Below are 24,525 nucleotides of genomic sequence, written 5' to 3' on the forward strand. Positions count from 1 at the left end.
CCGGTAAATCGTTTAGCCTGGATGATGTCATCAAAAGTATCTAAGAGGGAATTGCCAAAGGAGGGAAACGTATGAGTTCATATGTGCTTGGTTTTCAGGCTATTGACCAAACAAAACTCATGCTTGTTGGGGGTAAAGGCGCGAACCTGGGGGAACTCACCAGGATTGAAGGAATACGCGTACCGGATGGCTTTTGTATTTCAACTGAAGCTTTTAAAAGAATCATTGCGGAAACGCCGTTGATTAATGAGTTACTTGCTCAGTTATCGCTTCTTAAGTTGGAGGATCGGGATAAAATCGGTGAACTTAGCGGCGAGATTCGCAGGGCCATAGAAGGGACAGCCATCCCTGAAGACATTAGGAAAGAGATCACCAGCCACCTCTTAAGGCTTGGTGAAAAAAATGCCTATGCGGTACGATCCAGCGCAACTGCAGAGGATTTACCGACGGCCTCCTTTGCCGGCCAGCAGGATACGTTTCTGAACATTATCGGAAAGGAGGCAATCCTAAAGCATATCAGCAAGTGCTGGGCATCGCTGTTTACCGAGAGAGCAGTAACTTATCGCCTGCAAAACGGCTTCGACCACCGTAAAGTGTACCTGTCTGTGGTTATTCAGGAGATGGTCTTCCCGCAGGCGGCAGGAATTTTGTTTACTGCCGATCCCGTCACTTCCACCAGGAAGGTGTTATCCATTGATGCCGGCTTCGGACTCGGCGAGGCCCTGGCCTCCGGCCTGGTGAATGCTGATATCTATAAAGTGCAGAGCGGCAAGATTATCGATAAGAAGATATCCGCCAAGAAGCTGGCTTCATATGCCTTGAAAGATGGCGGTACGAAAGAACAGGAGATCCTGCCTGGGGAGCAGAACAGGCAAGTGCTGACGGATGAGCAGATTCTGCAGCTGGAGCGTTTGGGCAGAACGATCGAAGCACATTTCGGCCGCCCCCAGGACATCGAATGGTGTTTGGCTGATGATACATTTTATATTGTTCAGAGCCGGCCCATCACTGCCTTATACCCCATCCCGGAAGCAGATGACGGGGAAAATCGCGTTTATTTATCTGTCGGTCATCAACAAATGATGACCGATCCCATAAAACCACTGGGAATGTCGATATTCCAGCTAACATCTTACGGGCCCAGGTTTAAAGCTGGTGGAAGGTTGTTTGTTGATGTTACACAGATGCTGGCTTCACCTGACAGCCGAGAAATTTTATTAAATTCCATGGGACAACACGATCCGCGCATAAAAGACGCACTCATGACCATAGCAGAGCGAGGAGATTTCAAAAAATCGTTGCCAAATGATAAGAAAGAAGGGGGTCCCATTAAAAGCAATGAAGGTATGTCTTGGGATTTTCTAGCCCAATTCGAAAACAATCCGACCATCGTTGCTGATTTGATCAAGAGCAGTCAGACATCGATAGAAGAGTTGAAACAAAACATCCAAACGAAATCAGGATTAGATTTAATTGATTTTATTGTGGAAGATATCCAGCAATTAAAGCAGATTTTGTTTGACCCGAAAAGTTCGGATGTGATTAATGTTGCTATGTATGCTTCATCATGGATCAATGAAAAAATGGAGGAGTGGTTAGGGGAAAAAAACCCAGCCGACACGCTTTCTCAATCCGTACCCAGCAATATTACTTCGGAAATGGGTCTGGAGCTGCTCAATGTCGCCGATGTGATTCGTCCTTGTCCGGAAGTGATTGATTATTTACGACAGGTAGAGGATGATAACTTTTTGGATGAACTGGCCAAGTTTGATGGCGGACAGGAAACCAAAGACGCTATCTGTGCTTATCTTGACAAATACGGAATGCGATGTGTCGGAGAGATCGATATTACCAAAACTCGTTGGAGCGAAAAACCAGCTGCGCTTGTCCCCATGATTCTCAGCAACATCAAAAACTTTGAGCCTAATGCCAGCCAGCGGATATTTGAGCAAGGGCGGCGTGTCGCTCTGAACAAAAAACAAGAGTTATTAGAGCGATTGCAGCAATTACCCGATGGTGAACAAAAAGCCTCAGAAACAAAACGAATGATCGATCTAATGCGGAACCTCATCGGTTATCGTGAATATCCGAAATACGGCATGATCAATCGCTACTTCGTTTATAAAAAGGCTTTATTGGTAGAAGCCGAAAAACTGGTACGAGCCAACGTTATTCATGAAAAAGAAGATATATACTATCTCACTTTGGAAGAACTTCGCGAAGCGGTGCGCACCAATAAACTGGATTACCGGATCATAAGCCAACGAAAAGACGAGTACCAATTCTATGAAAAACTAACTCCCCCCCGGGTTATCACCTCTGATGGTGAAATCGTTGCCGGTCAGTACAAACGAGAAAATTTCCCGGCTGAAGCTATTATAGGCCTGCCGGTTTCTTCCGGAGTAATAGAGGGACGGGCACGGGTCATCTTAAATATGGAAGAGGCTGAACCGGAAGAGGGAGATATTTTAGTCACCTCCTTTACCGACCCCAGCTGGACACCATTGTTTGTATCCATAAAAGGCCTGGTCACAGAAGTCGGCGGACTGATGACCCATGGAGCAGTTATCGCCCGTGAATATGGCTTACCGGCAGTTGTCGGAGTGGATAATGCTGCCAAGCTGATAAAGGACGGACAGAGAATCCGGGTAAATGGAACCGAAGGCTATGTAGAAATCCTATAATGGGGAAGATGTTACCTTCCGCTTGGGAATTTAAATAAAAGATCAAATCGAGTGTCCTGAGTCGGGTTGAACACCCGTTCCGGGCACAAGATCCCACTCTTTTGGCATCATGAAATACTAGAGGGAGCCCTTTTCAGGCTCCTTTTCTCTTGTCGAGTTTAATATTACCACTCGCTGTCATCAGTTGTGAACCAATTTTGTGTACTCCGGCTTGTTCTAGACAAAAAGCCAATTTTACTACCGGATGCTTTTTTGCAAATTAAAAGAATGATGGGTTCGCTGCAAAAGGATAAGTTGATTTTTCTATTCATTTTTTCGTTGACTTTGTTATGGAGTACAATTAAGATAATAATGTGAATCAATTCATAGTTGAACCAATTCACATTATTATGAAGAGGAGGATCTTTTATGAACAACCCGGTAACTGATATTACCGCCAAGCAGCTTGAAGAAATGCTGGCTCAGGGCAACAAGATCACCGTAGTGGATGTTCGCTTTCCCAGAGATTTTGCCCGCGGTCATATCCCGGACGCTATTAATATTCCCGTACCCTGGAAAAAAAGACCTGCCAACCTTTCGGCCGAGGGAGATGTTGCTGTTGTCTGTTATTTCGGGGGATATAACCGGAATTGTTCGAAAGAGCTTGCAAAAGAACGAAAGGGAGTACTCCGGCTTAAAGGCGGCATGAGCGCGTGGCAGGGAGATTTAGTCAGCGATCTTATTGTTCCCGGTTGGAGCGCGGATCGCTATGTCCGGATCATTTATGGCGGTATGGTTCTGCTGTCAACACTTGGGACCGCTATTTTAAATCCCTGGATTGGGTTACTGACCTTTGCTGCAGGCATATTTCTTGTGATTGGCGGGATTTTTGATCGCTGCCCGGTTCTAAACTTTTTCCGCGGATCAGGCTATAAATAGGCTAAGCACATGACTTCTAATGAATAGGGTGAATTTATGTTCCATTTCATAGAGACAATTGAACAGGGGAGACGCAATTATCGCCGCATGTTTGTCGGCGTAGATCAAAAAATACCTTTGGCGAACGGCAAGTACATAAAAGGGATCAATTTTGATAACGCAGCCACAACGCCACCATTTCGTTCGGTAATGAAGGAAATTCAAAAATTTGCACCCTGGTATTCATCGGTACATCGGGGAAAGGGGTACAAATCTGTAATTACCTCAGAGGTTTACGAAAAAGGGAGGGATGTGATAAAGCGGTTTGTACAAGCAGATAAAGAGTTGGATACGATTATTTACACCAAAAATAGTACTGAAGCGATTAACGTTTTAGCCCATATTTTAAGCCAGGAAGGCAGGAACGACGTAATTCTCGCCACTGGAATGGAGCACTTGGCCAATGACTTACCATGGCGGGATAGATTTTCAGTAGATTATATTGAGGTTGATCCACTCGGCAGGTTGTCTCTAGCCGATTTAAAAAACAAGCTGGTGAAGCATCAAGGCAAAGTCAAATTGGTAACGGTAACCGGCGCTTCGAATGTTACCGGTTATTTAAATCTTATTCACGCCATGGCAGCAATGGCGCATGAATACGGGGCGCTGATTCATGTGGACGGAGCACAGCTGACTCCGCACCATATTGTTGATTTGAAGCCGCATTCTTCCCCGGAGCATATTGATTTTTTTACTTTTACCGGACACAAAATGTACGCCCCCTTTGGTATCGGCGTATTAATTGGGATGAAAGAAGTTTTTCGTGATAAAGTACCTTTACTCAAAGGAGGAGGTTCGGTAAGACTGGTCTCTACCGATTTTGTGGAGTGGGACGAGGCGCCGGCCAAAGAGGAAGCCGGGACCCCCAATATAATGGGGATAGTGGCCTTAATGACCGCTATTCGGACTTTGGAGAGCCTGGGGATGGATACGGTTCACGAATATGAAAGTAATTTGGTATCTTTCCTCTTTCGGGGACTAAAAAGTATCCCCCATTGTCACCTGTTTGGCCCAGATGATAAAGAGCCGGATGAAGAAAGGGTTAGTTTGATTTCCTTTTACCTGGAAGGAATCAATCATCACGCCGTAGCCCAGGCATTATCCGATGAATTTGGCATTGCGGTAAGGAGCGGCTGGTTCTGTGCTTACCCATATGTTCAGAAACTGCTGCAGGTCAGTCAGCAAGACTTGCAGACCTACAGGCAAAATCCCGATCTGCCGGGTCCTGGTTTGGTAAGAATAAGCTTGGGGTTATATAATCGGTATCATGAGGTTGCTGTCTTTCTGGATGCTCTTGACAAAATCGCCTCCAACAGGGACTACTACCAGCAGAAATATGATATAAACTATGGCATCTGCGGGAGGAGAAAATAATCGAACAATGGTTATTTTCTTCATTCCAATGGATAGTCTTTTGGTTCATTTAATATTCTGGTACCATTTACCTAGAAGTGTTTTTAAGAACATTTAAGATTACGTGAATGTCAGGAGCTGCAATCCCATGCAAGAACCGATTAGCCGCCGAGAGAGAAAAAAGCTGCAGGTCAGAAATACCATTGTGGATATCGCTTTGAAACTGTTTTTCGAGAAAGGTTTTGCGGAGACTTCCATATCGGAAATCATGGAAGTCGCAGACCTTGGTACCGGAACCTTTTATAACTACTTTGATTCCAAAGAAGATATCCTACAATACTGCATAACGCAGGAGATCAGCAAGACCGAAGATATTCTGCGGGGAATACTCCAATCTTCAACCGATGCTACCAGGAAATTGTCCGAAATGCTGATCGTTATTGGCGGCATCTACCAAAAAAACCGGCAGCTGTTTAGCCTGTATCTTCAATTTAACAAGAGCGGTCACCACACCAGGCGACAGCCACCTCATGGTCCTCTGTTTAAAGAGATTTTGGCCAAGGTGATCAAGGAAGGCCAGGAGCATCAGGAATTCAGAAAAGATATCCCCCAGGACATCATTGCCGAGATGTTTATGAGCTTGATTCAATCGGCTTTGGCCAGCCGCTCGGAGATCTCGTTCGCAGAGAATTTAAGGTGTAAGCTTGATCTGTTCCTGTTTGGTTTGACGAATAAAGATGACAATCACTAGTCTAGAATTCTTCTCTTAGGTTCCTTTAAACGGAACCTCCCCGTTAATCGCCGGTCTATTCAATTTCGGGGCTCATTCCAGGAGCATCTTAAGGGAAACAATTCTTTTGTTAGCCTTTTCACTGACAACAATTTCGTAAAGACACCCCGAAATGCTTTCCCTGCCACGCCGCTTCATGTTTTATTTTCCTTTTGGTTTGTTTAGAAAATGTTTAGATATCGGTTCTAGGCAGTTTAGAATTATCTGCCAAACTAGAACTAGAAAAACCCGCGGGTAAAACTTTAAAGCAGTCCCCTGTAAAACCGGCTGGTCGGATTATTCCAAAGTTCGTAGCCCACACCAAAAACGACTGATAAAAAGGAGGAACCCTAATGGGCACACATGCTGTTCCCGCATTACAACCACTTAACTATATCATACCTGTAGTTATCGGATTAGTCTTTATCCTCATTATGTCTCTTGTTTCGGAACCTTCACGCCAAAAGTTCAACGCCATCTTTGTTGCCGGTGCGGGCGCCGCATATTTAAGCGGCGGACTGGGTGGTTGGGAGTTCGCTTTTACGGCGGTTGCCACCGTGGTCGCATACAAGGGGCTTGATTCGTATCGGTACATCGGCCTGGCCTGGCTTCTCCATACCTGCTGGGACATTATGCACCACCTTTATGGCAACCCGATTGTTGTCTTCCAACCCACTTCATCTTTTGGCTGTGCGATCAGCGACACCGTAATAGCCATCTGGTTCTTGTTTGGCGCGCCCACTGTTTATAAGCTGTCACACCCCAAGAGAACCGGCCTGCAGTCTTGATAATGTTACTAATATGACCGCGGGTTTAAATTAGCAAAAAGGGGGGTTCAAAGCATGAAAAGAAAACCACTGATGATCGGATTAGGATTACTGATTGCCGGTACGCTGCTTGGCACAACTGCGTTGGCAGGCCTCGCACCATCCAATGGATATGAGGCTTTCAAATCGGCATTGATAAGCACCCATAACGCCAGGAGCGTAACTATTCAGGCGGAAGCGTCGCTGCGTGACAACGGGAACCTGCTAATGACATGCAGTAAAAACATGAAGTTAAACACGGAAAACTGCACATTCAGCGGCGGCATGCAAGTTACTGTGGGAGGCATTACCCGAACATGGGAAACATTCAGTCAGAACGGTCAATCCATTACCAAAGCCGGTGAGTCCGACGTCTATCAGGTAACGCCGCATCCCGAGCGTAATCGGATGAAGGAGCAAGAAAGCCGTTCGCTGTCCGGCGGAAAAGAACAGGTTATGGATATCCTGTTTGCGAATCTGCAGTCTAGTTTTACTCTGGAAAACAAGGCTGACGGCGGCAAAATCATAACCTTTAAACTGGCTGGGACGAAAGTACCCGCTCCGGTCAAGGCCCTGGCCGGTACAGCCATAAAACGCCATTTTATGATGCTTGAATCTACGGAAAAAAATTACAGCGTAATGGGAGACCTGCGCGAGCCGTTGAAAAACACCACTCCTAAGCTGGTCACCAATATCAAAATCGACAGTATTGCCATGGAAACAGCTGTCGATAAGGCCAATATCATCACCAACCAGACCGGTCAATTGGCGATATCCGGTAAGGACGCGGCAGGGGAATCCCACCAAATTACTATTGACCTTACCATGAGCTTAACTAATCTGAATGAAACGAATCCGGAAACAGTTGATTTATCCGGTAAAAAGGTTGAAACCCTAGGAGTGAAGGAAAAGCATAGATTTGGAGGCCATTTCTAGACCAAGAGATCAAAGGCAGCACCGAACAGGGGGACAATGTACTCTTCCGTTCGGTGCTTATTAAAGTTTTAAACGATGGTAGCGGCCGGTTTCTGCCCAATTAGCTCGAATAACTTGTACCGGCCAGTACTTGATTGGTTATCCGATGTCCAGTTTTCGCGGCCGAATACATCTTTATTGAATTTAAAGAGTTTTAAGGTGGTCAACTTAATGTCGATACGAACACGCTTGGTTTTATCTTATATTGCCATTCTGGTGATACCGACCATATTATCATTTATGGTCGTTAATATCGTATCCGAATATCTTGATAGCGTCGGTAGTCCCTACCAACAACCAACCCGCGAAAATCGGACTCCAAGGTTCAGCAAAGTATCGGCTCATTTTCTAAAAGAACTGGAAACAACCGCGCAATCAACCCCGGATAAACTGCTCGGCCGGGATTATCTGGCAGAAATAGACCGGGCCGCCCGATCAATTGGTTCGGGGATTATTGTCAGAAAAGGCGGCAGGAACCTGTATGTATCTCCATTCCTGAATCAAGCAGGCATTCTGAATCAGCTCCCGGATTTCGAGGCCACATCCCGCACAAACTCAATTCTTCCGACCCAAGCCAGTTTATTTCTCATCCACCAGATAGATTTTTATTATCCCGATAACAGCCGGGGCAGTCTATACGTACTAACCGGAAACAACCGGCATAGGTTCTTTGTTACCCATTTAACGCTTCTGCTGGTCATCATTATGATCCTGATCCTGACCAATGCCCTCTTGACCCATTTCGTATCCCGAAGAATCCTGAGACCCATTGCGATTTTGCGGGAAGGCCTGCGCAAGATAAAGGAAGGAAACCTGGATTTCGCTATAAACGTCAATTCTCGGGACGAGATTGGGGAACTGTGCCGAGATTTCGAAGAAATGCGCTGCCGGTTGAAGGAGTCGATCGACCGCCAATTGCGGTATGAGGAAGACCGCAAGGAACTGATCGCTAATATCTCCCACGATCTGAAAACGCCTATTGCCGCCATAAAGGGTTACACGGAAGGCATCCTGGACGGGGTGGCCGATTCCCCCGAGAAGATGAATAAATATATTCGAACCATTCACATCAAGGCCACGGATATGGACAAATTGATTGAAGAATTGTTCCTTTATTCAAAACTCGATCTTAGAAGAGAAACCTTCAACTTTGAAAAGGTGGACATCGGGAACTATCTGCAGCATAGTATTGAAGATTTGGTGTTTGATCTGGATAAGCGGCGGATCAAACTGAGTTTATTAACCGAAGGCCCGGAAGCAATCACAGTGATTGCCGACCGCGAAAAGGTGAAGCGGGTGATCTCTAATATTATCAATAACTCCGTAAAATTCGTGGATAAAAATGATGGCAGGATTGAAATCCAGCTCGAAATTGCTCCAGAAATGGTAACCATTACGATAGCCGATAATGGGCCTGGAATGTCCAGAGAATTCCTTTCTATGATCTTTGAACGATTCTATCGTATTGAACCATCCCGTAATCTAGCCACTGGTGGCAGTGGACTCGGACTGGCTATTGCCCGACGTATTATTGAGGAACATGGCGGCACTATCTGGGCCGTTTCTGAAATTGGTAAGGGAACCGCAGTTTCTTTTACGCTAAAAAGGGAGCTTATGGATAAATGAAAAAGATCCTTATTGTTGAAGATGAAATCAGCATCGCCGAATTGGAGCGGGATTACCTTGAAATTGACGGCTTTTACGCCGATATTATTCGTGATGGTTCTGATGGACTTCGTCTAGCCTTAAATGAGGATTATGATCTGGTCATTCTGGATTTGATGCTGCCCGTCGTGGACGGGTTTGAAATCTGCCGGCAGCTTCGTACTGCCACGAATATTCCAATTCTGATGGTGTCCGCCCGCAAGGAGGACATAGATAAAATTCGAGGACTAGGACTTGGCGCGGACGATTACATTACCAAGCCTTTCAGTCCCGGTGAACTGGTTGCGCGCGTCAAAGCTCATCTGGCAAGGTACGAAAGATTATTGGGAAACAGCCATCAAAAAAACGACCTGATTAACATCAGAGGGTTGTCGATTGATAAGGCAGCCCGCCGTGTTTTCATCAACAATATTGAGGTGAACCTGACCAATAAAGAGTTTGAGCTTTTGGTTTTTCTGGCCTCTAATCCCAATCGGGTGTACAGCAAAGATGACTTGTTCGAACGAATATGGGGTATGGATTCCATGGGCGACCTGGCGACAATTACCGTTCATATCGGCAGGCTACGTGATAAAATTGAACCCGTACCATCCAATCCCCAGTATATTGAAACAATCTGGGGAGTGGGATACCGGTTCAAAGTATGAAAAAACAACGGAATTCGGGGGAAGCAAGAGGATTTCGAGACCACTGAAAAAGTCTGATAAAAGCACAAAAAGCATATCATAGTACAATTAAGTTGACAAACCAAATCACACAAGAGGGGATACTTTTCATGTTAGTTAAAACCAGCGTTAAACAAGGTAGTTTCTAACAATGTATTATATTGTGTATTACGATAGGATAATACCAAGGATACGGTAAAATAAGGCCGGGGCTCCGATACAGTAGGCCGGCAACTCATATATTCTCCCTATAATGAAAGGGCATACTGATACTGAGTATTATAATACCGCCATCATTCCGGCAAGGGTAAAAGCAGCTCAGGATAAACCAAATGTGGAAGGTACAGTAAACCACACTTCTACTTAGATTATTGCAGCACTTGCATATGTATAAAAGCCTAATCCGGTAATATCTCTCTGCACCTGACTAACGGCTGAACCTCTGCTGCCCAAAGATAAATCCTGTGTCCCATAATCAGTGGCTGGAGCAGACAAAGGCATTATAGCAACCATCAGTAAGGCTAATATACAGTGAACAAATAATTTTTTGTAGCGTAAGGTCAGCATAAGTTCCTCCTTTCCAAAGTGTCGGGAATAAGAGACTACAATTAGTCCCTATTCCATAATTCGGTTGGTTTGTAACTTTTCGCGTCTCCTTGTATCAAGCAATTCGACTCACATATGCTACTGCCTTTTGGCAAATATGGATAATTGGTTCACTGCTTGTCTAACAAAGGTATTTATGGTCGTATTATCCTGAGTTTCAGCGATCGGCAGGTGCTAGTAGATAATGGCACACAGGGAAGCAGGGGGGCGTTCTTTTTGTTTCCCCCTTACTTCCCCAGGGGGTATAGCAGTAATATCCTGGTGCAGACAAAACCACGTTAATTGTGTATAATTAGCATGACTTAATTAAAGGAGGAATTAGTAATGGCCAGCATCAGACTCCGGTTCAACGCTTTTGGCTGCTAATTGCATAGCACAAAAGCCCTGCCTGCTTGCGGGGTAATCGGGATTGATCTGTCCATTTTAGCATTATTTATTTTGGGTATTTTAAAGGAGAGGCCAACCGCTTCTCCTTTTTTACTTTCATTTTTGCTTTCTGTTTAACAGCAGTGAACTATCTCCAGGCCCCATATAATTCCGGTTGTTTAAAGCGCAGGCAGTAGCCTGCGCTTTTACTTTAAGAAACGGAGGAATAATAATTGACCAGATCAGATCATAAAACCGAACATAAATCAACCAAGCATTCCGATCCGGGCCGGCAACATTTGGCTGCACCCGAAACTGCCTCGGATATAGAACCCATGGGGACAATAATAAACCGGGCCGGCGATTGGAAAAGAATATTCTGGACCATCTGGAGCGGACAGGCCTTTTCTATTCTGGGAAGTGCTGCCGCTGGCTTTGCCATCGTATGGTGGCTAACGATACAGACCGGATCAGCCATGGCACTGACTATGGCCACTCTGGCAATTTTTCTTCCCCAGGCTTTGATAGGACCTTTTGCCGGCGTATGGATAGACCGATCCAGCAGAAAAACCGTCATGATAGGCGCCGATCTATTAATCGCCGCTACCAGTGTAATATTGGCTATCGTTTTTCTCATTGGAAATCCGCCGATCTGGCTTATCTATGCCATGCTCTTCATTAGAGGGGTTGGGCAATCATTCCACATTCCGGCCATGCAGGCAGCTATGCCCATGTTTGTACCGGAGAGCGAGCTGGTGAAAGTCGGCGGATGGAGCGGGTTCATTCAATCCGGCTCATTAATGCTGGGGCCGGTGCTGGGAACTTTTTTTATGACCGTGTTCTCTATTCCAGCGGTTATGCTGATCGACATTATCGGGGCCATAATTGCCGTTGGCGCGCTGCTTTTAGTCACTATCCCGGATCCGAAAGTTGACCCCAACACCCGGCAGCACATGCTGAGCGAGATGCTGGACGGTTTGAAGGAGATCAAGGGAAACAAACCGCTTATCCTGATAAGTATCCCTGTATTGCTGACATGTTTGATTTATATTCCCCTCAGCGCACTTTTCCCTTTAATGTCATATCTGCATTTTGGGGGTACTGCCTGGCATGCCAGTATAGTAGAGTCCTTTTTTGCCGGAGGCATGTTGGTATCAGGCCTGATTTTGGGGGTATGGGGAGGGCTCAGGGATAAATTTCTGATGATCAATCTGTCCCTGTTGGCTATGGGTTTTGCCATAGCTGTATCAGGAGCCCTTCCTGCCACTGGCTTTTGGGCGTTTGCAATTCTCTCGGCATTTATGGGGTTATCCGGAACCTATTTTAACGTCCCCTTTATTGCCTATGTTCAGGAGGTCGTTCCTCCGGAATCACTGGGGCGGGTTTTAACCATGCTTACCAGCCTGATGTCTCTGTCCACGCCTTTGGGTTTGATGGTCGCGGGTCCGTTCGCAGAAAATATAGGGGTAGCCCGATGGTTTTTCATTTCCGGGCTGGCAATTGCAGTGATTGCCGCCTTTGGTTATTGTTTAATGAAATTGTCTGCCAATAAGGCCTGCTGATTGTTCCCCCCAAAAGCGTATTTAGCTGTATATTCATAATCCTTTGGCCACAGTGGTCATTTAGCCTATTGTAAATAGTGACCACTGTGGTCATTTGCTTCGCGTCAAATAGAAATGAGGTGGTTGTCTGCTTCGCAGCCGTTATGTTGACCTATAAGCTCAACAAGGTGCTGTGTGCAAAAAAGTTAACACCGTGTCAATGAGTGAAGCCTTAAAAGCAGGAACGGAATAAAGATTTTTGCTTCGGTTTGGTAGGGGCCGCAGTGAATAAGCGGTCAAAGAATATACAGGTAAAGGGCCTTGACCGTTTAGAGATTATATTGCTTAATTTTCCGATACAGAGTGGATCTGCTGATTCCCAATGTTTGTGCAGTACGGCTTATATTATATCCTGATTTGAGTAACGCCTGGGTAATTGTGCTCTTCTCTATTTTCTCCCTTTCTAAAACTCTTTGGTTATTTACATGCTTTGGTTCAGTGTAGCGGGCTTTACTGTCGCATATGCCCACGGATTTTTTTATTTCCTCCGGAAAATTTTCGGGTCTGATTATACCGTCATGGGACATATTGACAGCGTATATGACTGAATGTTGAAGCTGTCTTATGTTGCCTGGCCAACTATACTGCAATAACATAAATTTTGCAGCATTGTTCAGGGATGGTTCAGGTATACTCTGGTCAGCGGCTGCAATTTTTATAAAGTGCTTAGTCAGATGAAAGATATCCGGGCCTCTATCGCGCAGAGGCGGGATAGTAATTTTAAAAACGGCCAAACGATAATAAAGATCCTTGCGGAATTTATTATTGTCCATCAGATCCAGCAAGTCTTTGTTGGTAGCTGCTATCAGCTTAAAATCAACAGGTATAGAACGGTTTCCTCCTACTCGAACTACCTTTTTTTCTTCCAGCACCCGTAATAACACCGGTTGTAACTCAAGGGGCATGTCACCGATTTCATCCAAGAACAGGGTTCCACCGCTGGCTTGTTCGATTTTCCCCGGGCGGCCCGTGCGCTCAGCACCTGTAAATGCACCTTTTTCATAACCAAACATTTCGCTCTCTATCAAGGTCCTGGGAATGGCGGCACAGTTAACCGCTATGAAAGGCCCGCTTCGTCTGCTTTCAGCATGGATTGATTGGGCATATACTTCTTTGCCGGTGCCGCTCTCACCTTGTAATAATATATTTGAATCGAGGGTGGAAAAATTCCTGGCGAGATTGATGGATTTTATAACCTCAGGTGAGTTCCCTATTATTCTATCAAAAGTAAATCCGGTAATTGTGTTCTGATAATGAGGTTTTATATTATTAGCACGATCAAAATATTTGAATTTCAAAATACATTCGAAAATACCGCCCGAAAAATCTCTTATCGGATGTAAGGCACAACGGTAAAGTTTCTTATTTATAGCTTCAATAGCAAATTCAGATTCAAATAGCAGTTTCCCTTTCTCCAGTAAAGATTTAATGATTGGCTGATTTCCGATAATAAGATCGATCGGAATGCCAATCAATTCTTGGTGCTGATCCTTAAACAATTCTTTTGCTGCCATATTTGCAGTTGTTATGATTCCCTTCTTGTTTATTATTATGACGGCTTCCAAGGATGATTCGTGAGTAGTCCTAATCAATTCCTTATACATAGCCAATTGAAATTCTTTCTGTATAAGTTCGGCAATAGAAACCACCAGACTGAGCGTTTGTGAGGTTACGCAGTTAAAAAACATTGTACCGATGGTAAGTACGCCAGCCAGTCTGTTATCCGGGTCGAAAATTGGGGCCGAACTTCCAGTCATCAAATCAGTGCTGGCCAGGTAATTCTCCGGGCCGCAAACCTGAACTGGCCGATGCAGTAAATGACATAAGGAAAAAGATGTAGTTCCCATAGTTTTTTCATTCCAGATTGCCCCGGGTATTAAATTGAATACTTCTGACGCTACGGTATCATTTTCACCTATATTGACTAATAATTGCACTCCTTGGGGGTCGGAAAGATGAACATCATAATTGGCATTTAATAGAGGTTCAAATTGATGAAGGCTGGAGATGGTTGCCTTTATCAGAAAATCATTTTTACGTAGTATTTCTTTAAAGGCGTGTTTTTCAACATTGGGGCAGTTATTGGGCTGAAAAACGTCGATCCCGTAATTGTAAGATCTTATCCAGGACTCAACTATTTCAGGGCTGACAATATTGATTTTAGAGGGGCTGATTTTTTTATGGATAACATCAAGCTTAAGCTGTTTAACTTGTTCAATAAGATTTCGATCCCGATAAGGTAAGTTTCGATTATCTTTGCTCTTTTCACTGTTTTTAATAATTGAACTAAGCAATTGATCCTGCTGCATAATTGATGACACCTCCATGATGTAGCAATGTAGCAACTCTTACTCTTATGGTTAAAGTATAAAATACAGTACGGTAAAGCGATACAAAGCTATGCTATTTTGTACCGCTTTTTAAAATTTATGTACCATTCTAATTTTATGTGTTCATTCTATGATTCTCTGCTGAAAAACCATCTCAACAATCCCTTAATATTCACGAATTAGCATGTGGTATGCTTTTTGCTCTTATAGGGGACTGAGGAAGATAAAGCTCGTAATTAAGGGGTGATAAATAGCGATTCAACTCGGCGGAAGCGAAAGGAGGCGTACATTAATTTTTAGTAAATCGGTAAAGCGTATTTTATTTGTTAATTAGCAAGACGGGCAGGTATTTAAAAAGCAATATCTTCCTCCCTGACGATTATAAAAGTCTATGAATGACATCTGTCTATCAGGCAAGAAAACAGAAGATAAGCATATTAAAAGGAGGAAATAAAAATGACGCAAAAGTATGAAGTAATTGTTGCCGGTGCAGGCCACAACGGACTTATTGTAGCAGCCTATCTAGCCAAAGCCGGAGTTAAGGTTCTCGTAGTCGAAGGTCAGGATATAATCGGGGGGGGAGTGATGAGCAAAGAAGGCTTGGCTGCACCTGGCTTTGTAACAGATATGGCTTCAGTATGTCACGGTTTTATTCAACCTAATCCGGTGCTTAAAAATGACGAATTAGAACTAAAGTCCAAGTATGGCCTTGAATATATCACCCCCGAGAAACAGGTCGCTGTTGTTTTCCCCGATGACCGCGCTATAATATTCCACCGGGATGTTGATAAGACCTGCCAATCCATAGCCCAATTCTCTGAAAAGGATGCCGATGCATACCGCAAATTCTACGATTTAACCTCAAAGCAATTGGACATGCTCACGGCTGGTCTGTATTCACCAACTCCGAGATTTGGAGCTTTCTCAGCCGCCCTGGAGGGTACCCAGGAGGGACGTGATCTGCTCCATGCCATGCTGATCAGTGGCAATGATATAGCCAACGAATGGTTTGAGGACGATCATACCTTGATCGCCTGTAATCGATTTGTATCGGAAAATATGATGGATCCACGCGTTGATGGTAGTGCTCTTAACTTGTACCTATTTATACCGGTCTGCCATAAATTTGGCTGGCCGCTCGCGGTTGGAGGATCCGGAGCGCTGTCCCAGTCTCTGGGAAGATGCATTATAGATCATGGTGGAGAAATTCGCACTTCCAGTTGGGTTAAGAAATTCAAAATCGAGGCTGGCGAATGCAAAGGCGTTATTCTGGAAAGCGGTGAAGAGATTCTGGCGACCAAGGCGGTTGTTACCAACTTCAGCATCAAGCAGTTGGATGAGCGTATGCTTGGGGCTGAAAACGTCACCGAACATTATTCCACCCGGGTAAAGAATTTGTGCTTTCAGGAGTATCAGGCTATGCTTCAGGGCTATGCGCTTAATGAAGCTCCTTCATATAAGGCGGGTAAGGATGTCAATGAAAGCTTCCTGGTAGAGTTTGCTCCTGACACTATGTTGGATTTTAACAAAGAATTTGATTCTTACTCCTACGGCCAGCCCTGGACAACATCTCCCTTATGTATGACTCTGACCCGGTGGGATACTAGTCGTGCACCGGCTGGAAAGCATACTTTATATCTTTATCATTATGAGCCTTACAATCTAGCGGGCGGAGCTCAAAGATGGGATGAAATCAAGGAGCAGGTAGCAGACGAAATCTTAAATAATTATCGTAAACGCACCACTAACATGGGATCCGAAAACATTATAGGCAGATGGATAAGTTCGCCCCTTGATAAGGAACGTCGGAATCCCGCCTGGATTCAGGGTAATTTTAATCACATCGGCTCACAGTTGATACAACAATATGGCAACCGTCCCTTCCCGGAGGTGCAAGATTATCGTTTGCCAGTAGAAAAGTTATATCTTTGCGGCCCCAGCACCTATCCCGGCCCTGGTGTTATCGGAGGTGGGCGTGCAGCAGTTCAGGTTGTCATGGAAGATCTGGGAATTGATTTTGATGATGTAGTTGGTTAACTATTCTCCAGTCAAAAAGTTGAAATAGGTCAGGTGGGGGCCCATATCAGAAGGTTGGGCCCTCACAGCCTAAATCTTATCCATTAAAGGGGCAAGGTGAATATTTTATGAAAAAGTTTTTTGCATGGATAGCGATATTACTAGGGATTTGGTTAGTGATAACTCCATGGTTACTGAACTATAGGGAAATGCTGCCCCAATGGCATGATACCATTTGGGGGTTGGTTATCATCATTTTAGGTCTTGTTTTTAATTATGCCAAGGTAGATCAGCCTATAAACTGGCCGCATGTTACCAATCTTATTCTCGGATTGTGGTTATCTATTTCAGGTATAGTTATATTCGGATCGATATCGACTGCAATACGCTTGAATGAAATTATCGTTGGTATTTTGCTGGCACTGTTTTCTGCTGTTGCTACCCAGATAATTGAGGGTAAAAAGGCTTATGTCTATACTAAAGAGGGCAGTGTATTGGTCGAGATGTCCAAGATGAATTATAAAAACGGGATTATTGTGATGAAGGGGAAGGCTTTCGGCTCAATGCCCCAAGTCATGCACGTAAGACCTGATGAGATTTGGCAAATGCTTGGTATGGTGCCTTTTGAAATAATTGTGCATATGCCTAAATTACTTTACCTTGGCTGGAAGCAGAGTAAAGAAAAAATTGATGCTTAAAACTCTTAGTTAGCTTGAGGATTTTGCTATTTATGCAAAATCCTCAAATAATTCTAAAAAGCGGAGCATCGCGATCCTGCCTGATAGATTACGAAGCTTTGCAGAGATTTAATACTAATCAAACGTTCGTATTTAGAATCCTCTATAGTCCTCCTCGTCGAATAGATATTTTGACGACCAATTCCTCTTAAAACAGCGTCTTCCCCGCCGCAATAAACCATGCAGCCCTGTTTTATCCATTTAGAAAAACAAGAAGCAGGAAGAACGTCCTCTCGCTTCCTTGCTTCCCGTGCCCTAACTCCCTGCAGCTTAATGAAAAACGAATAAAATATATCGAAAAACAATAAATATATATTGTATAGCAATAAAAATTTTGCTATACTGCAAGTATTATAAGGGTGCATCCGCCCAGTTGAGAGAGGAAGAAATTTATGTGGAATGGAAAGAAATCTATCACCCTGAGTAAATTGTGCATTTTACTTTTTTTGGGCTTGCTTATAGCTACAGTCGTGTCTGCACCCTGGCTGACGCACTGGTTTGTGAACTTCTCACAGGCCGGGCTGAAGGAAACTGAATCCTATTTTCTGGCCACCATTTACGTAGGATTTTTTCCTGCTGCATATCTGCTCTGCAGCCTGTTATGTCTGCTCCGCCGGATTGATGCCGGTCGGGTGTTTGTCGCCGGGAATGTGGAACTATTGAGACGGATTTCCTGGAGTTGTTTTGTGGGATCTGGAATAGCTCTTGTTTCGGTATTTTACTATTTTCCATGGTTCTTTGTGGCGGTGGCTGCCGCTTTTATGGGCTTGATTGTACGGGTCGTGAAAAATATATTCGCACAGGCGGTGGAGCTTAAAAACGATGCCGATTACACGGTATAAGGGAAGGGGAGCGCGGGAATATGCCAATCGTAGTGAATCTGGATGTAATAATGGCAAAAAGAAAAATGTCCTCCGGCGAACTGGCTGAAAAGATCGGTATCAGCCAGGCTAATCTTTCCATCCTGAAAACCGGCAAGGCCAAAGCGATTCGTTTCTCCACCATGGAGGCAATCTGCAAGGCCCTGGATTGTCAGCCCGGAGACATACTCGAATACCAAGAATCAGATGAGCTTAAGGAGGCTGATTGAATGGATGAGCTTACTCCTGATAAAGACTATGCAGCTTTGACTTCAGAATCAGAACCTTTGGGCGTTTCCGCCGGAAGCCCACGGAGAATCCCTTTGCCCCAAAAGGCAAAAGTGCCTTTTGTTGCAGACCGCAGTGACAGCCTTTTTGCCCTGTTTGCTTTTATACTGGGTTTTGTTTTTACCCGGTGGGTACTGTTCTCCTGGCAGGGCTGGGGGGTAACCCTGTTTACCCTTGCATTTTGCAGCTCGGTAACCGTCTATCTGCTGAAAAAGGGTATACATATGCCAAAGGCCGGGTGGTTCTGGCTGGCGGTGGTTATGCTCATAGGGCTAAGCTTTAGTTTATGGACCAACAACGGACTGGCCCCGCTGCACGGTCTGATGTTATTCGGCAGCGCCGTTTACTGGATCCTATGTGCTGCCGGACTGCTTATCCTGGGCAAAACCGGGGATTTGATTTTATGGGACAGCTATAATGCCCTGTTGGTGATTTCTTTTAGCAATTTTGGCTGCCAGTATAAAGGCCTGGCTTTCCTGGGCAAAAACAATTATCTTGCAGGGGGAAGACAGCTTTTTTCCATAGCATTGGGCTTATTATTATCCCTTATAGTGGCGGCCATGGTCTTGCCTCTATTAATGGAGGCAGACAGCGGTGGTTTTGCCAAAATCGTCAATGGAATATTAACTGGCTTTCGCGGGATAGGGGCAGGATTTTGGGAATTATTCCGGGATATCGTTCTTGCCATTCCCATAGCGGCATACATCTTCGGGCTGGTTGTCGGCGGCGCTCATAAACGAGGCACCTACTTGTTGGAGAGGGACAGTACGCTCAAGAAAATTTCAGCCCTGCGGGTACTTCCCGTGACTACGGTATACATCCTGTTGGGTTTGCTCTGTATGATTTATATAGTATTTATCGGGAGCCAGCTGCCTTATTTTTTCTCCGCATTTGTTGGTAAACGACCGGAGGGTTGGCAGATCTATTCCGAATATGCACGCAGCGGATTTTTTGAACTGTGCCGCATTGCTGTTATAAACCTGATTGTGCTGACAGCAGCCAATATTCTGATTCTGAAGCAGTGCAGAAATAGTATGGCTCTGAAGATACTCAACTCATTGCTGGCGGTTCTCACCCTGGTGCTTATTGCCGCCGCTTTCAGCAAAATGGCGATGTACATTGGGGCGTACGGGCTGTCTATGCGCCGGCTGCTTCCCTGTATTTTTATGATCTTTATGGCCGTCATATGCGGTGGAGTTGTAGCGCTGCAAAAATGGTCATTCTCCATTACCCGCCTGGCAGTTGGAACCGGTGTGGTTATGTTCTGCATGCTATGCCTGCTGAATCCGGACAGCTTTGTTGCCCGCTATAATGCCGACCGTTATCTGGCCGGAACACTCAGAAATTTTGATGTGGAGATATTGTATAGATCGGGGCCGGCCGGTGTCGATTCGGCACTGAAGGTATATGACAAAACCGATGATCAGGTTTTGCAGGGCAAACTGAGGGAATACCTGCTTATTCAGCGGCAACAAGCGGCCGGATTGGCCGGAAAGCCGGGCGACAGTCTGCAAAGAGCACATGCCCGGGATAGAATTACTGAATACTTCAATTAACTAACCGGGGTTATCCGGAAGAAGGAGGATATCTATTTCCTGAACTTTGAGGAACTTAAAAAAACGGTTGGATTACGCCGGCAATAACAACGCCATGGATCATCATACCGCCCGCTTCCGTCACGATGCCTTGACCGGTTTAGCCTATGTATTGGCGGCTTCCGACCCGGTCAGAATAAGAAATCCTTCAAGCGCTCATGTCTATTGCCGGGCCTGATCTCATTTAAGTCCAGACGCTTAAGTTCACAAAAAAGCCATATGCCGGTTAAAATAGACGAACCCAGGTCGGCAGCCGGCGCTGCTCTCCATATACCTTCCAAGCCCCAGAAGCGTGGCAAAATAAGTAAAGCAGGAATAAAGAGCAATACGTGTCTTGATAAAGTTAAAATGGTAGCTTGTTTAGGCTTGCCTACTGATTGAAAATAATTGGAGCCGACAACTTGAAAACCGACAATAGGAAGGAGGAGAAAAACAGTTAAGAGGCCATGAGAGCCCAGGGAAATCAACCGCATATCATTTTTGGCAAATAGACCGACTATGGTCTCGGGAAAGAGCCGGGTGAAAACGAAACCTACCGAGAGAATCGACGTGGCGGCGGCAATTGCTGACTGCAGTGTTTCTTTAACCCGTTTATACTGTCCGGCCCCGTAATTATACCCGATAATCGGCTGAGCTCCCTGGCTTATGCCGATTACTGGCATTACCAGGATCGTCGAAATGCTGAAAATAATTCCCATGGCTGAGATAGCCAGGTCTCCACCGTAAATCCCCAGGCTTTTAAGCAATATCACCTGTTTAACACTATCAACTAACTGCATGGCAAAGGGAGGAAACCCAATAGTCAAAATCTGCCGTATGATTAAAGGCTCTGGTTTTAATTTTCTCCAGCAAATTTTTAAAAAGCTTCTTCCCCTAAAAAAATAATGCAAAACCCATACGGCAGAAATCCCCTGTGCTATCACCGTAGCCAGGGCTGCTCCTTTAACCCCCAGACCAAGAATAAAGATAAAATAATAATCCAGAATAATATTGGCGACTGCTCCAACCAGCATAGTATACATAGCTGTGCGGGGATTTCCTTCGGCGCGGATGAAATTGTTCATGCCGAAGCTGATTCCTAACAATACTGTGCCCGGTAAAATTATTCTCATGTAGTCGCCGGCATAGGGTAATACGTCATCACTGGCTCCAAATAGCCGCAATAAAGAAGTCAAGAAAAGCAAGCCCGTAATGGACAAGGCTAATGAAAGAGCAATCAGCAAAAGCAGGGCATTTGCCGCTATCAATTCGGCCTCCGCCTTTTTCTTTTCGCCCAATCTAATGGATATCAAGGATGTTGCTCCCATCCCTACCAGCATGGAAAAGGCAATAATGATAAGCATAATAGGGAATCCCATAGTGGTACCGGCAATGGCAAGAGAACCAACCCCCCGGCCAACGAAAATCCGGTCCACGATATTATATAAAGCACTTACTACCATTCCAACTATAGCGGGTATCGAGAATTTTAAAAGGAGCGCGCTAATACTTCCTTCTCCCAATTGCTTAGAATAATCCATTGCTTCACTCGCGCTGACTTGGATTGGTCCAGGTAATTCCCTTGCTTCCTACCGTGCCTTCATCACCGTCGACGGCGATTTCCTGCCCATCCCGAATGATCCGCATTACCCCGGCTACATTCACTACGGCGGGTATTCCGTATTCACGGGCAACGATGGCTCCATGGGATAGAAAACCTCCGGTTTCCATCACTACGGCAGCGGCTTTTAAAAACAAGGGGGTCCATGCCGGGTCGGTGGAGGGTGCTACCAGTATCTCCCCGGGCTGCAGTCGGTTTCCTTCAGACGGCTGAGCAATTAATCTGGCTATACCGGAAGCCCGGCCGGTTGCTGCCGCCACCCCTTGCAGGCAGCCTTTGGAACCCTGGCCGACCGGCTCGGAAAAGACCGGCTTTTCTCCACAGATAATATCGGGAGCAGGAAGGGCTTCTTTTTGCTTGCGGCTCAGTTTTCTGAAATCTACCAGGGCCTTGAGCCCGTCACCGCTCCATTCCTTATGCAGAATTGAAAAAAGGTCTGACCAGGAACAGAAAAATACGTCGTCCGGTTCCTTAATGAGGCCCTGTTGGCATAGGCGTTTTCCCAGTTCCTGGGCCATCAGGCGGTAGGGCCCCATAGCCATAACTAAAACCGACTTGGTCATTTCTCTTACCGCCGCACCTTCCTGAGATTCCTTAATTCCCCGGCTAATCTCCTCAAGGACATCGGGGGGAACAGCCTCCGCCACCTCTTGCCAGGTGCGCTCAAATTGCACTTCCTGCTGAGCCCTCAAGTTGCCGAGACTGGCGGTATCCATAGTATCTTTGATTGTATCCAGCAAGTAAGTAGGGTCTTCCTTCCAGCGGGGGTTGATGATATCCAATTCATATACCCCACGGTGACCGTAGTCTTCTATAAAAGCCCGGAAAGCCTGTTTGAAGGGAGAGCTTTCCGGCAGTGCTTCATCCCACAAAAACGGGTTAAAAGCTGCAGTTGTCAAATACCGGACTGCAGCCTCATCCCGGCGGGCCAGTTCCGCCATTTCGAGCAGCCGGTACCCGTGGTCGGCACTGGTTATTCCCGCTTGACCGCCTACCATCAAGCCATTCAGAATCTTAAACGCACGAGAGCCGAAATATTCATATAGCTTTTGCAGAAGCGATACAACAGGCATGGAACCAACTCCGGCCAGGAAAGTGAATTTCTCGCAATACTTCCTTACGATACCGCCGAGTTCAATATATTTATCGGCAAACTCCCAGTCTGGCAGCTGAGCAAATCCTGTGCCGGCTACGGCTTCAGCGGAACGAGGAACTTCAGCGAAAATACGGGGCGCGTAGGCAGCCGCTTCCATAACGAGATTCATCATACCCATCATACGGTTCTGCCTTTCCCGGCCAACCTCCCCCGCAAATGGATCAGGATCATTTATTTCTATCTGGGGTTGGTGCCCTCCCCAGAAGTCATTAAAGCCGTCGGGCAACGAACCGTTACAATCATAGTAGACCCATTGAAGAGCGGATGTATTGCAGTATAGCCTCCCGTTAAAAAAGCGCGAAAACTGAAACCCCTCCGGCATCCGGTAGCCGTTCGCGGGAAACTGGGCGTATTGAATAGTATCAATCAAGGCCTTCAGCAGGCGGCGCTGCAAGGGGGAAATGACCATGGGCAGCGCATCCCGGTAATTGCCGTTTGACCATATGGTCTGCCGGTTTTTCAGTGCCGCAAATGTATATTCCGGTAAGGCGGTCACAGGCCGGGCCTGCAATAAAAAAAAGTCCCGGCCGTCATAGGCCCATTCCACATCCTGCTGATGTTCGCATTCCCCCAGGGATTCAAAAACCCGCATCAGCAGCAGGCCCAGCTTCTCGATTTCCTCATCGCTCAACACCGGTCGGGATGACAGTTCGTCACTAAATATAAATTGGGTACCTCCATCCTCTGCCGGCCGGGTGAAGCCCTGTTTGCCTCCGGTGTTGCGCTCAAGCAGGCCGGGTAGCGCACTCCAGGCTCGATTGTCCAGATAATAGGTGTCAGGCTCCACTGCGCCGTTTACTACCGACTCTCCCAGGCCGAAATTGGCGTTGATAACCAAAAGATCCCGGCGCCCGGTCTGAGGGTCGCAGGTGAAGCCTACCCCGGCCGCTTGAGCTTCCACCATTTCCAACAACACAACAGCTGGCAGTACTTCATTATCATCCAGTTTCATCCTGCGCCGGTAGGCAACTGCCCGCGGCGACCACAAACTGGCATAGCAGCCTTTAATTGCGGCAAGTATGTTTTCCAAGCCGCGAACATTAAGAAACGATTCATGAATGCCGGCAAAAGACGCGGTAGACGAATCTTCCGCCGAAGCTGATGATCTTACCGCAATCGCCTTGTCGACCAGCTCCAGGTTTTGCAGTGCAGCAGATATTTCATCTATAACGGCCTGGGGTATTAAGCCTGATCTGATTTTTTCCTCCAGCTGAGACAACTCACGGGCGTAATCGCCGAGGTTTGTGGCAGTTATTCTGCCAGACATATCTGCGATGTCGTCGTTTAGACCGTTGCAGTCGATAAACTCCATATAGGCATCGGTTGATAGTATACCGCCGGATGGAATTTTAAAGCCAAAGCGGTCCAGCCGCGCCAGGTTCCAGCCCTTGCCGCCCGCTTGAGCAGTTCCCAGGTCAAAAGCCTGCTCCCAAGGTATAAAGAACGTCCCGCCCTGTTTCTGCATAATAAGCACTCCTCTCCTAAATCAAGCACTT

18 protein-coding genes are annotated in these 24,525 nt (G+C 45.8%); 14 read left to right on the top strand and 4 right to left on the bottom strand.

From position 1 onward, the window contains the following. The first annotated feature begins 71 nt into the window (after positions 1 to 71). The 8 genes from ppsA (at position 72) to ACU70B_RS01965 (ending at position 9,856) form a co-directional block, all read left to right on the top strand. Positions 72 to 2,684, top strand: a complete 2,613-nt coding sequence (gene ppsA, locus ACU70B_RS01930) for a phosphoenolpyruvate synthase (protein ID WP_447184676.1) — start codon at positions 72 to 74, stop codon at positions 2,682 to 2,684. A 408-nt stretch (positions 2,685 to 3,092) separates the two neighbouring features. Beyond that, complete coding sequence (locus ACU70B_RS01935; protein WP_447184677.1) at positions 3,093 to 3,602, top strand: rhodanese-like domain-containing protein; 510 nt, start codon at positions 3,093 to 3,095, stop codon at positions 3,600 to 3,602. Between the two features lie 36 nt (positions 3,603 to 3,638). Continuing rightward, on the top strand, positions 3,639 to 5,015 hold the full coding sequence (locus tag ACU70B_RS01940) for an aminotransferase class V-fold PLP-dependent enzyme (protein WP_447184678.1): 1,377 nt from the start codon (positions 3,639 to 3,641) through the stop codon (positions 5,013 to 5,015). A gap of 127 nt (positions 5,016 to 5,142) precedes the next feature. Further along, on the top strand, positions 5,143 to 5,745 hold the full coding sequence (locus tag ACU70B_RS01945) for a TetR/AcrR family transcriptional regulator (protein ID WP_447184679.1): 603 nt from the start codon (positions 5,143 to 5,145) through the stop codon (positions 5,743 to 5,745). Positions 5,746 to 6,116: 371 nt separating this feature from the next. Further along, entirely contained in the window at positions 6,117 to 6,551 is a 435-nt protein-coding gene (locus tag ACU70B_RS01950) for a DUF6010 family protein (RefSeq protein ID WP_447184680.1), read from the top strand. Positions 6,552 to 6,605: 54 nt separating this feature from the next. Continuing rightward, a complete protein-coding gene (locus tag ACU70B_RS01955) occupies positions 6,606 to 7,505 on the top strand; it encodes a hypothetical protein (RefSeq protein WP_447184681.1) in 900 nt (299 codons plus the stop codon). A gap of 210 nt (positions 7,506 to 7,715) precedes the next feature. Beyond that, on the top strand, positions 7,716 to 9,170 hold the full coding sequence (locus tag ACU70B_RS01960; protein ID WP_447184682.1) for a sensor histidine kinase: 1,455 nt from the start codon (positions 7,716 to 7,718) through the stop codon (positions 9,168 to 9,170). Beyond that, positions 9,167 to 9,856, top strand: coding sequence for a response regulator transcription factor (locus ACU70B_RS01965; protein ID WP_447184683.1), 690 nt, complete (start codon positions 9,167 to 9,169; stop codon positions 9,854 to 9,856). Before ACU70B_RS01960 ends, ACU70B_RS01965 begins: the two co-directional genes overlap by 4 nt. A 381-nt stretch (positions 9,857 to 10,237) precedes the next feature. Here ACU70B_RS01965 and ACU70B_RS01970 read toward each other — a convergent pair whose 3' ends face one another. Beyond that, positions 10,238 to 10,441, bottom strand: coding sequence for a hypothetical protein (locus tag ACU70B_RS01970; RefSeq protein ID WP_447184684.1), 204 nt, complete (start codon positions 10,439 to 10,441; stop codon positions 10,238 to 10,240). Between the two features lie 638 nt (positions 10,442 to 11,079). Between ACU70B_RS01970 and ACU70B_RS01975 the strand changes: the two genes are divergently transcribed. Beyond that, on the top strand, positions 11,080 to 12,408 hold the full coding sequence (locus ACU70B_RS01975; protein WP_447184685.1) for an MFS transporter: 1,329 nt from the start codon (positions 11,080 to 11,082) through the stop codon (positions 12,406 to 12,408). A 308-nt stretch (positions 12,409 to 12,716) separates the two neighbouring features. Here the strand turns inward: ACU70B_RS01975 and ACU70B_RS01980 are convergent, their stop codons facing one another. Then, on the bottom strand, positions 12,717 to 14,756 hold the full coding sequence (locus ACU70B_RS01980; RefSeq protein ID WP_447184686.1) for a sigma-54-dependent Fis family transcriptional regulator: 2,040 nt from the start codon (positions 14,754 to 14,756) through the stop codon (positions 12,717 to 12,719). A gap of 477 nt (positions 14,757 to 15,233) precedes the next feature. Here ACU70B_RS01980 and ACU70B_RS01985 point away from each other — a divergent pair, with 477 nt between their 5' ends. The 5 genes from ACU70B_RS01985 to ACU70B_RS02005 all read left to right on the top strand — a co-directional run bounded on the left by ACU70B_RS01985 (position 15,234) and on the right by ACU70B_RS02005 (position 20,234). Continuing rightward, positions 15,234 to 16,814 (top strand): phytoene desaturase family protein, encoded by a 1,581-nt coding sequence (locus tag ACU70B_RS01985; RefSeq protein ID WP_447184687.1) that lies wholly within the window; start codon positions 15,234 to 15,236, stop codon positions 16,812 to 16,814. Positions 16,815 to 16,921: 107 nt separating this feature from the next. Continuing rightward, positions 16,922 to 17,491 (top strand): SPW repeat protein, encoded by a 570-nt coding sequence (locus ACU70B_RS01990; RefSeq protein WP_447184688.1) that lies wholly within the window; start codon positions 16,922 to 16,924, stop codon positions 17,489 to 17,491. Between the two features lie 431 nt (positions 17,492 to 17,922). Then, a complete protein-coding gene (locus ACU70B_RS01995) occupies positions 17,923 to 18,372 on the top strand; it encodes a DUF2975 domain-containing protein (RefSeq protein ID WP_447184689.1) in 450 nt (149 codons plus the stop codon). Positions 18,373 to 18,392: 20 nt separating this feature from the next. After that, entirely contained in the window at positions 18,393 to 18,620 is a 228-nt protein-coding gene (locus ACU70B_RS02000) for a helix-turn-helix domain-containing protein (protein ID WP_447184690.1), read from the top strand. Continuing rightward, the gene (locus ACU70B_RS02005; protein WP_447184691.1) at positions 18,621 to 20,234 is read left to right on the top strand and encodes a DUF4153 domain-containing protein; all 1,614 of its coding nucleotides are present in this window, start codon (positions 18,621 to 18,623) and stop codon (positions 20,232 to 20,234) included. 170 nt (positions 20,235 to 20,404) lie between these two features. Here the strand turns inward: ACU70B_RS02005 and ACU70B_RS02010 are convergent, their stop codons facing one another. Both ACU70B_RS02010 and ACU70B_RS02015 read right to left on the bottom strand, forming a co-directional pair. Continuing rightward, on the bottom strand, positions 20,405 to 21,793 hold the full coding sequence (locus tag ACU70B_RS02010; protein WP_447184692.1) for an MATE family efflux transporter: 1,389 nt from the start codon (positions 21,791 to 21,793) through the stop codon (positions 20,405 to 20,407). A gap of 4 nt (positions 21,794 to 21,797) precedes the next feature. Next, entirely contained in the window at positions 21,798 to 24,494 is a 2,697-nt protein-coding gene (locus ACU70B_RS02015) for a PEP/pyruvate-binding domain-containing protein (RefSeq protein ID WP_447184693.1), read from the bottom strand. Between the last annotated feature and the right edge of the window lie 31 nt (positions 24,495 to 24,525).

This window comes from Syntrophomonas curvata, assembly GCF_052976825.1.

Bases quoted from the DNA above. Each gene is read 5' to 3' on its own strand.
- ppsA (WP_447184676.1), top strand. From the start codon at position 72: ATGAGTTCATATGTGCTTGGTTTTCAGGCTATTGACCAAACAAAACTC.
- ACU70B_RS01935 (WP_447184677.1), top strand. From the start codon at position 3,093: ATGAACAACCCGGTAACTGATATTACCGCCAAGCAGCTTGAAGAAATG.
- ACU70B_RS01940 (WP_447184678.1), top strand. From the start codon at position 3,639: ATGTTCCATTTCATAGAGACAATTGAACAGGGGAGACGCAATTATCGC.
- ACU70B_RS01945 (WP_447184679.1), top strand. From the start codon at position 5,143: ATGCAAGAACCGATTAGCCGCCGAGAGAGAAAAAAGCTGCAGGTCAGA.
- ACU70B_RS01950 (WP_447184680.1), top strand. From the start codon at position 6,117: ATGGGCACACATGCTGTTCCCGCATTACAACCACTTAACTATATCATA.
- ACU70B_RS01955 (WP_447184681.1), top strand. From the start codon at position 6,606: ATGAAAAGAAAACCACTGATGATCGGATTAGGATTACTGATTGCCGGT.
- ACU70B_RS01960 (WP_447184682.1), top strand. From the start codon at position 7,716: ATGTCGATACGAACACGCTTGGTTTTATCTTATATTGCCATTCTGGTG.
- ACU70B_RS01965 (WP_447184683.1), top strand. From the start codon at position 9,167: ATGAAAAAGATCCTTATTGTTGAAGATGAAATCAGCATCGCCGAATTG.
- ACU70B_RS01970 (WP_447184684.1), bottom strand. From the start codon at position 10,441: ATGCTGACCTTACGCTACAAAAAATTATTTGTTCACTGTATATTAGCC.
- ACU70B_RS01980 (WP_447184686.1), bottom strand. From the start codon at position 14,756: ATGCAGCAGGATCAATTGCTTAGTTCAATTATTAAAAACAGTGAAAAG.
- ACU70B_RS01985 (WP_447184687.1), top strand. From the start codon at position 15,234: ATGACGCAAAAGTATGAAGTAATTGTTGCCGGTGCAGGCCACAACGGA.
- ACU70B_RS01990 (WP_447184688.1), top strand. From the start codon at position 16,922: ATGAAAAAGTTTTTTGCATGGATAGCGATATTACTAGGGATTTGGTTA.
- ACU70B_RS01995 (WP_447184689.1), top strand. From the start codon at position 17,923: ATGTGGAATGGAAAGAAATCTATCACCCTGAGTAAATTGTGCATTTTA.
- ACU70B_RS02000 (WP_447184690.1), top strand. From the start codon at position 18,393: ATGCCAATCGTAGTGAATCTGGATGTAATAATGGCAAAAAGAAAAATG.
- ACU70B_RS02005 (WP_447184691.1), top strand. From the start codon at position 18,621: ATGGATGAGCTTACTCCTGATAAAGACTATGCAGCTTTGACTTCAGAA.
- ACU70B_RS02010 (WP_447184692.1), bottom strand. From the start codon at position 21,793: ATGGATTATTCTAAGCAATTGGGAGAAGGAAGTATTAGCGCGCTCCTT.
- ACU70B_RS02015 (WP_447184693.1), bottom strand. From the start codon at position 24,494: ATGCAGAAACAGGGCGGGACGTTCTTTATACCTTGGGAGCAGGCTTTT.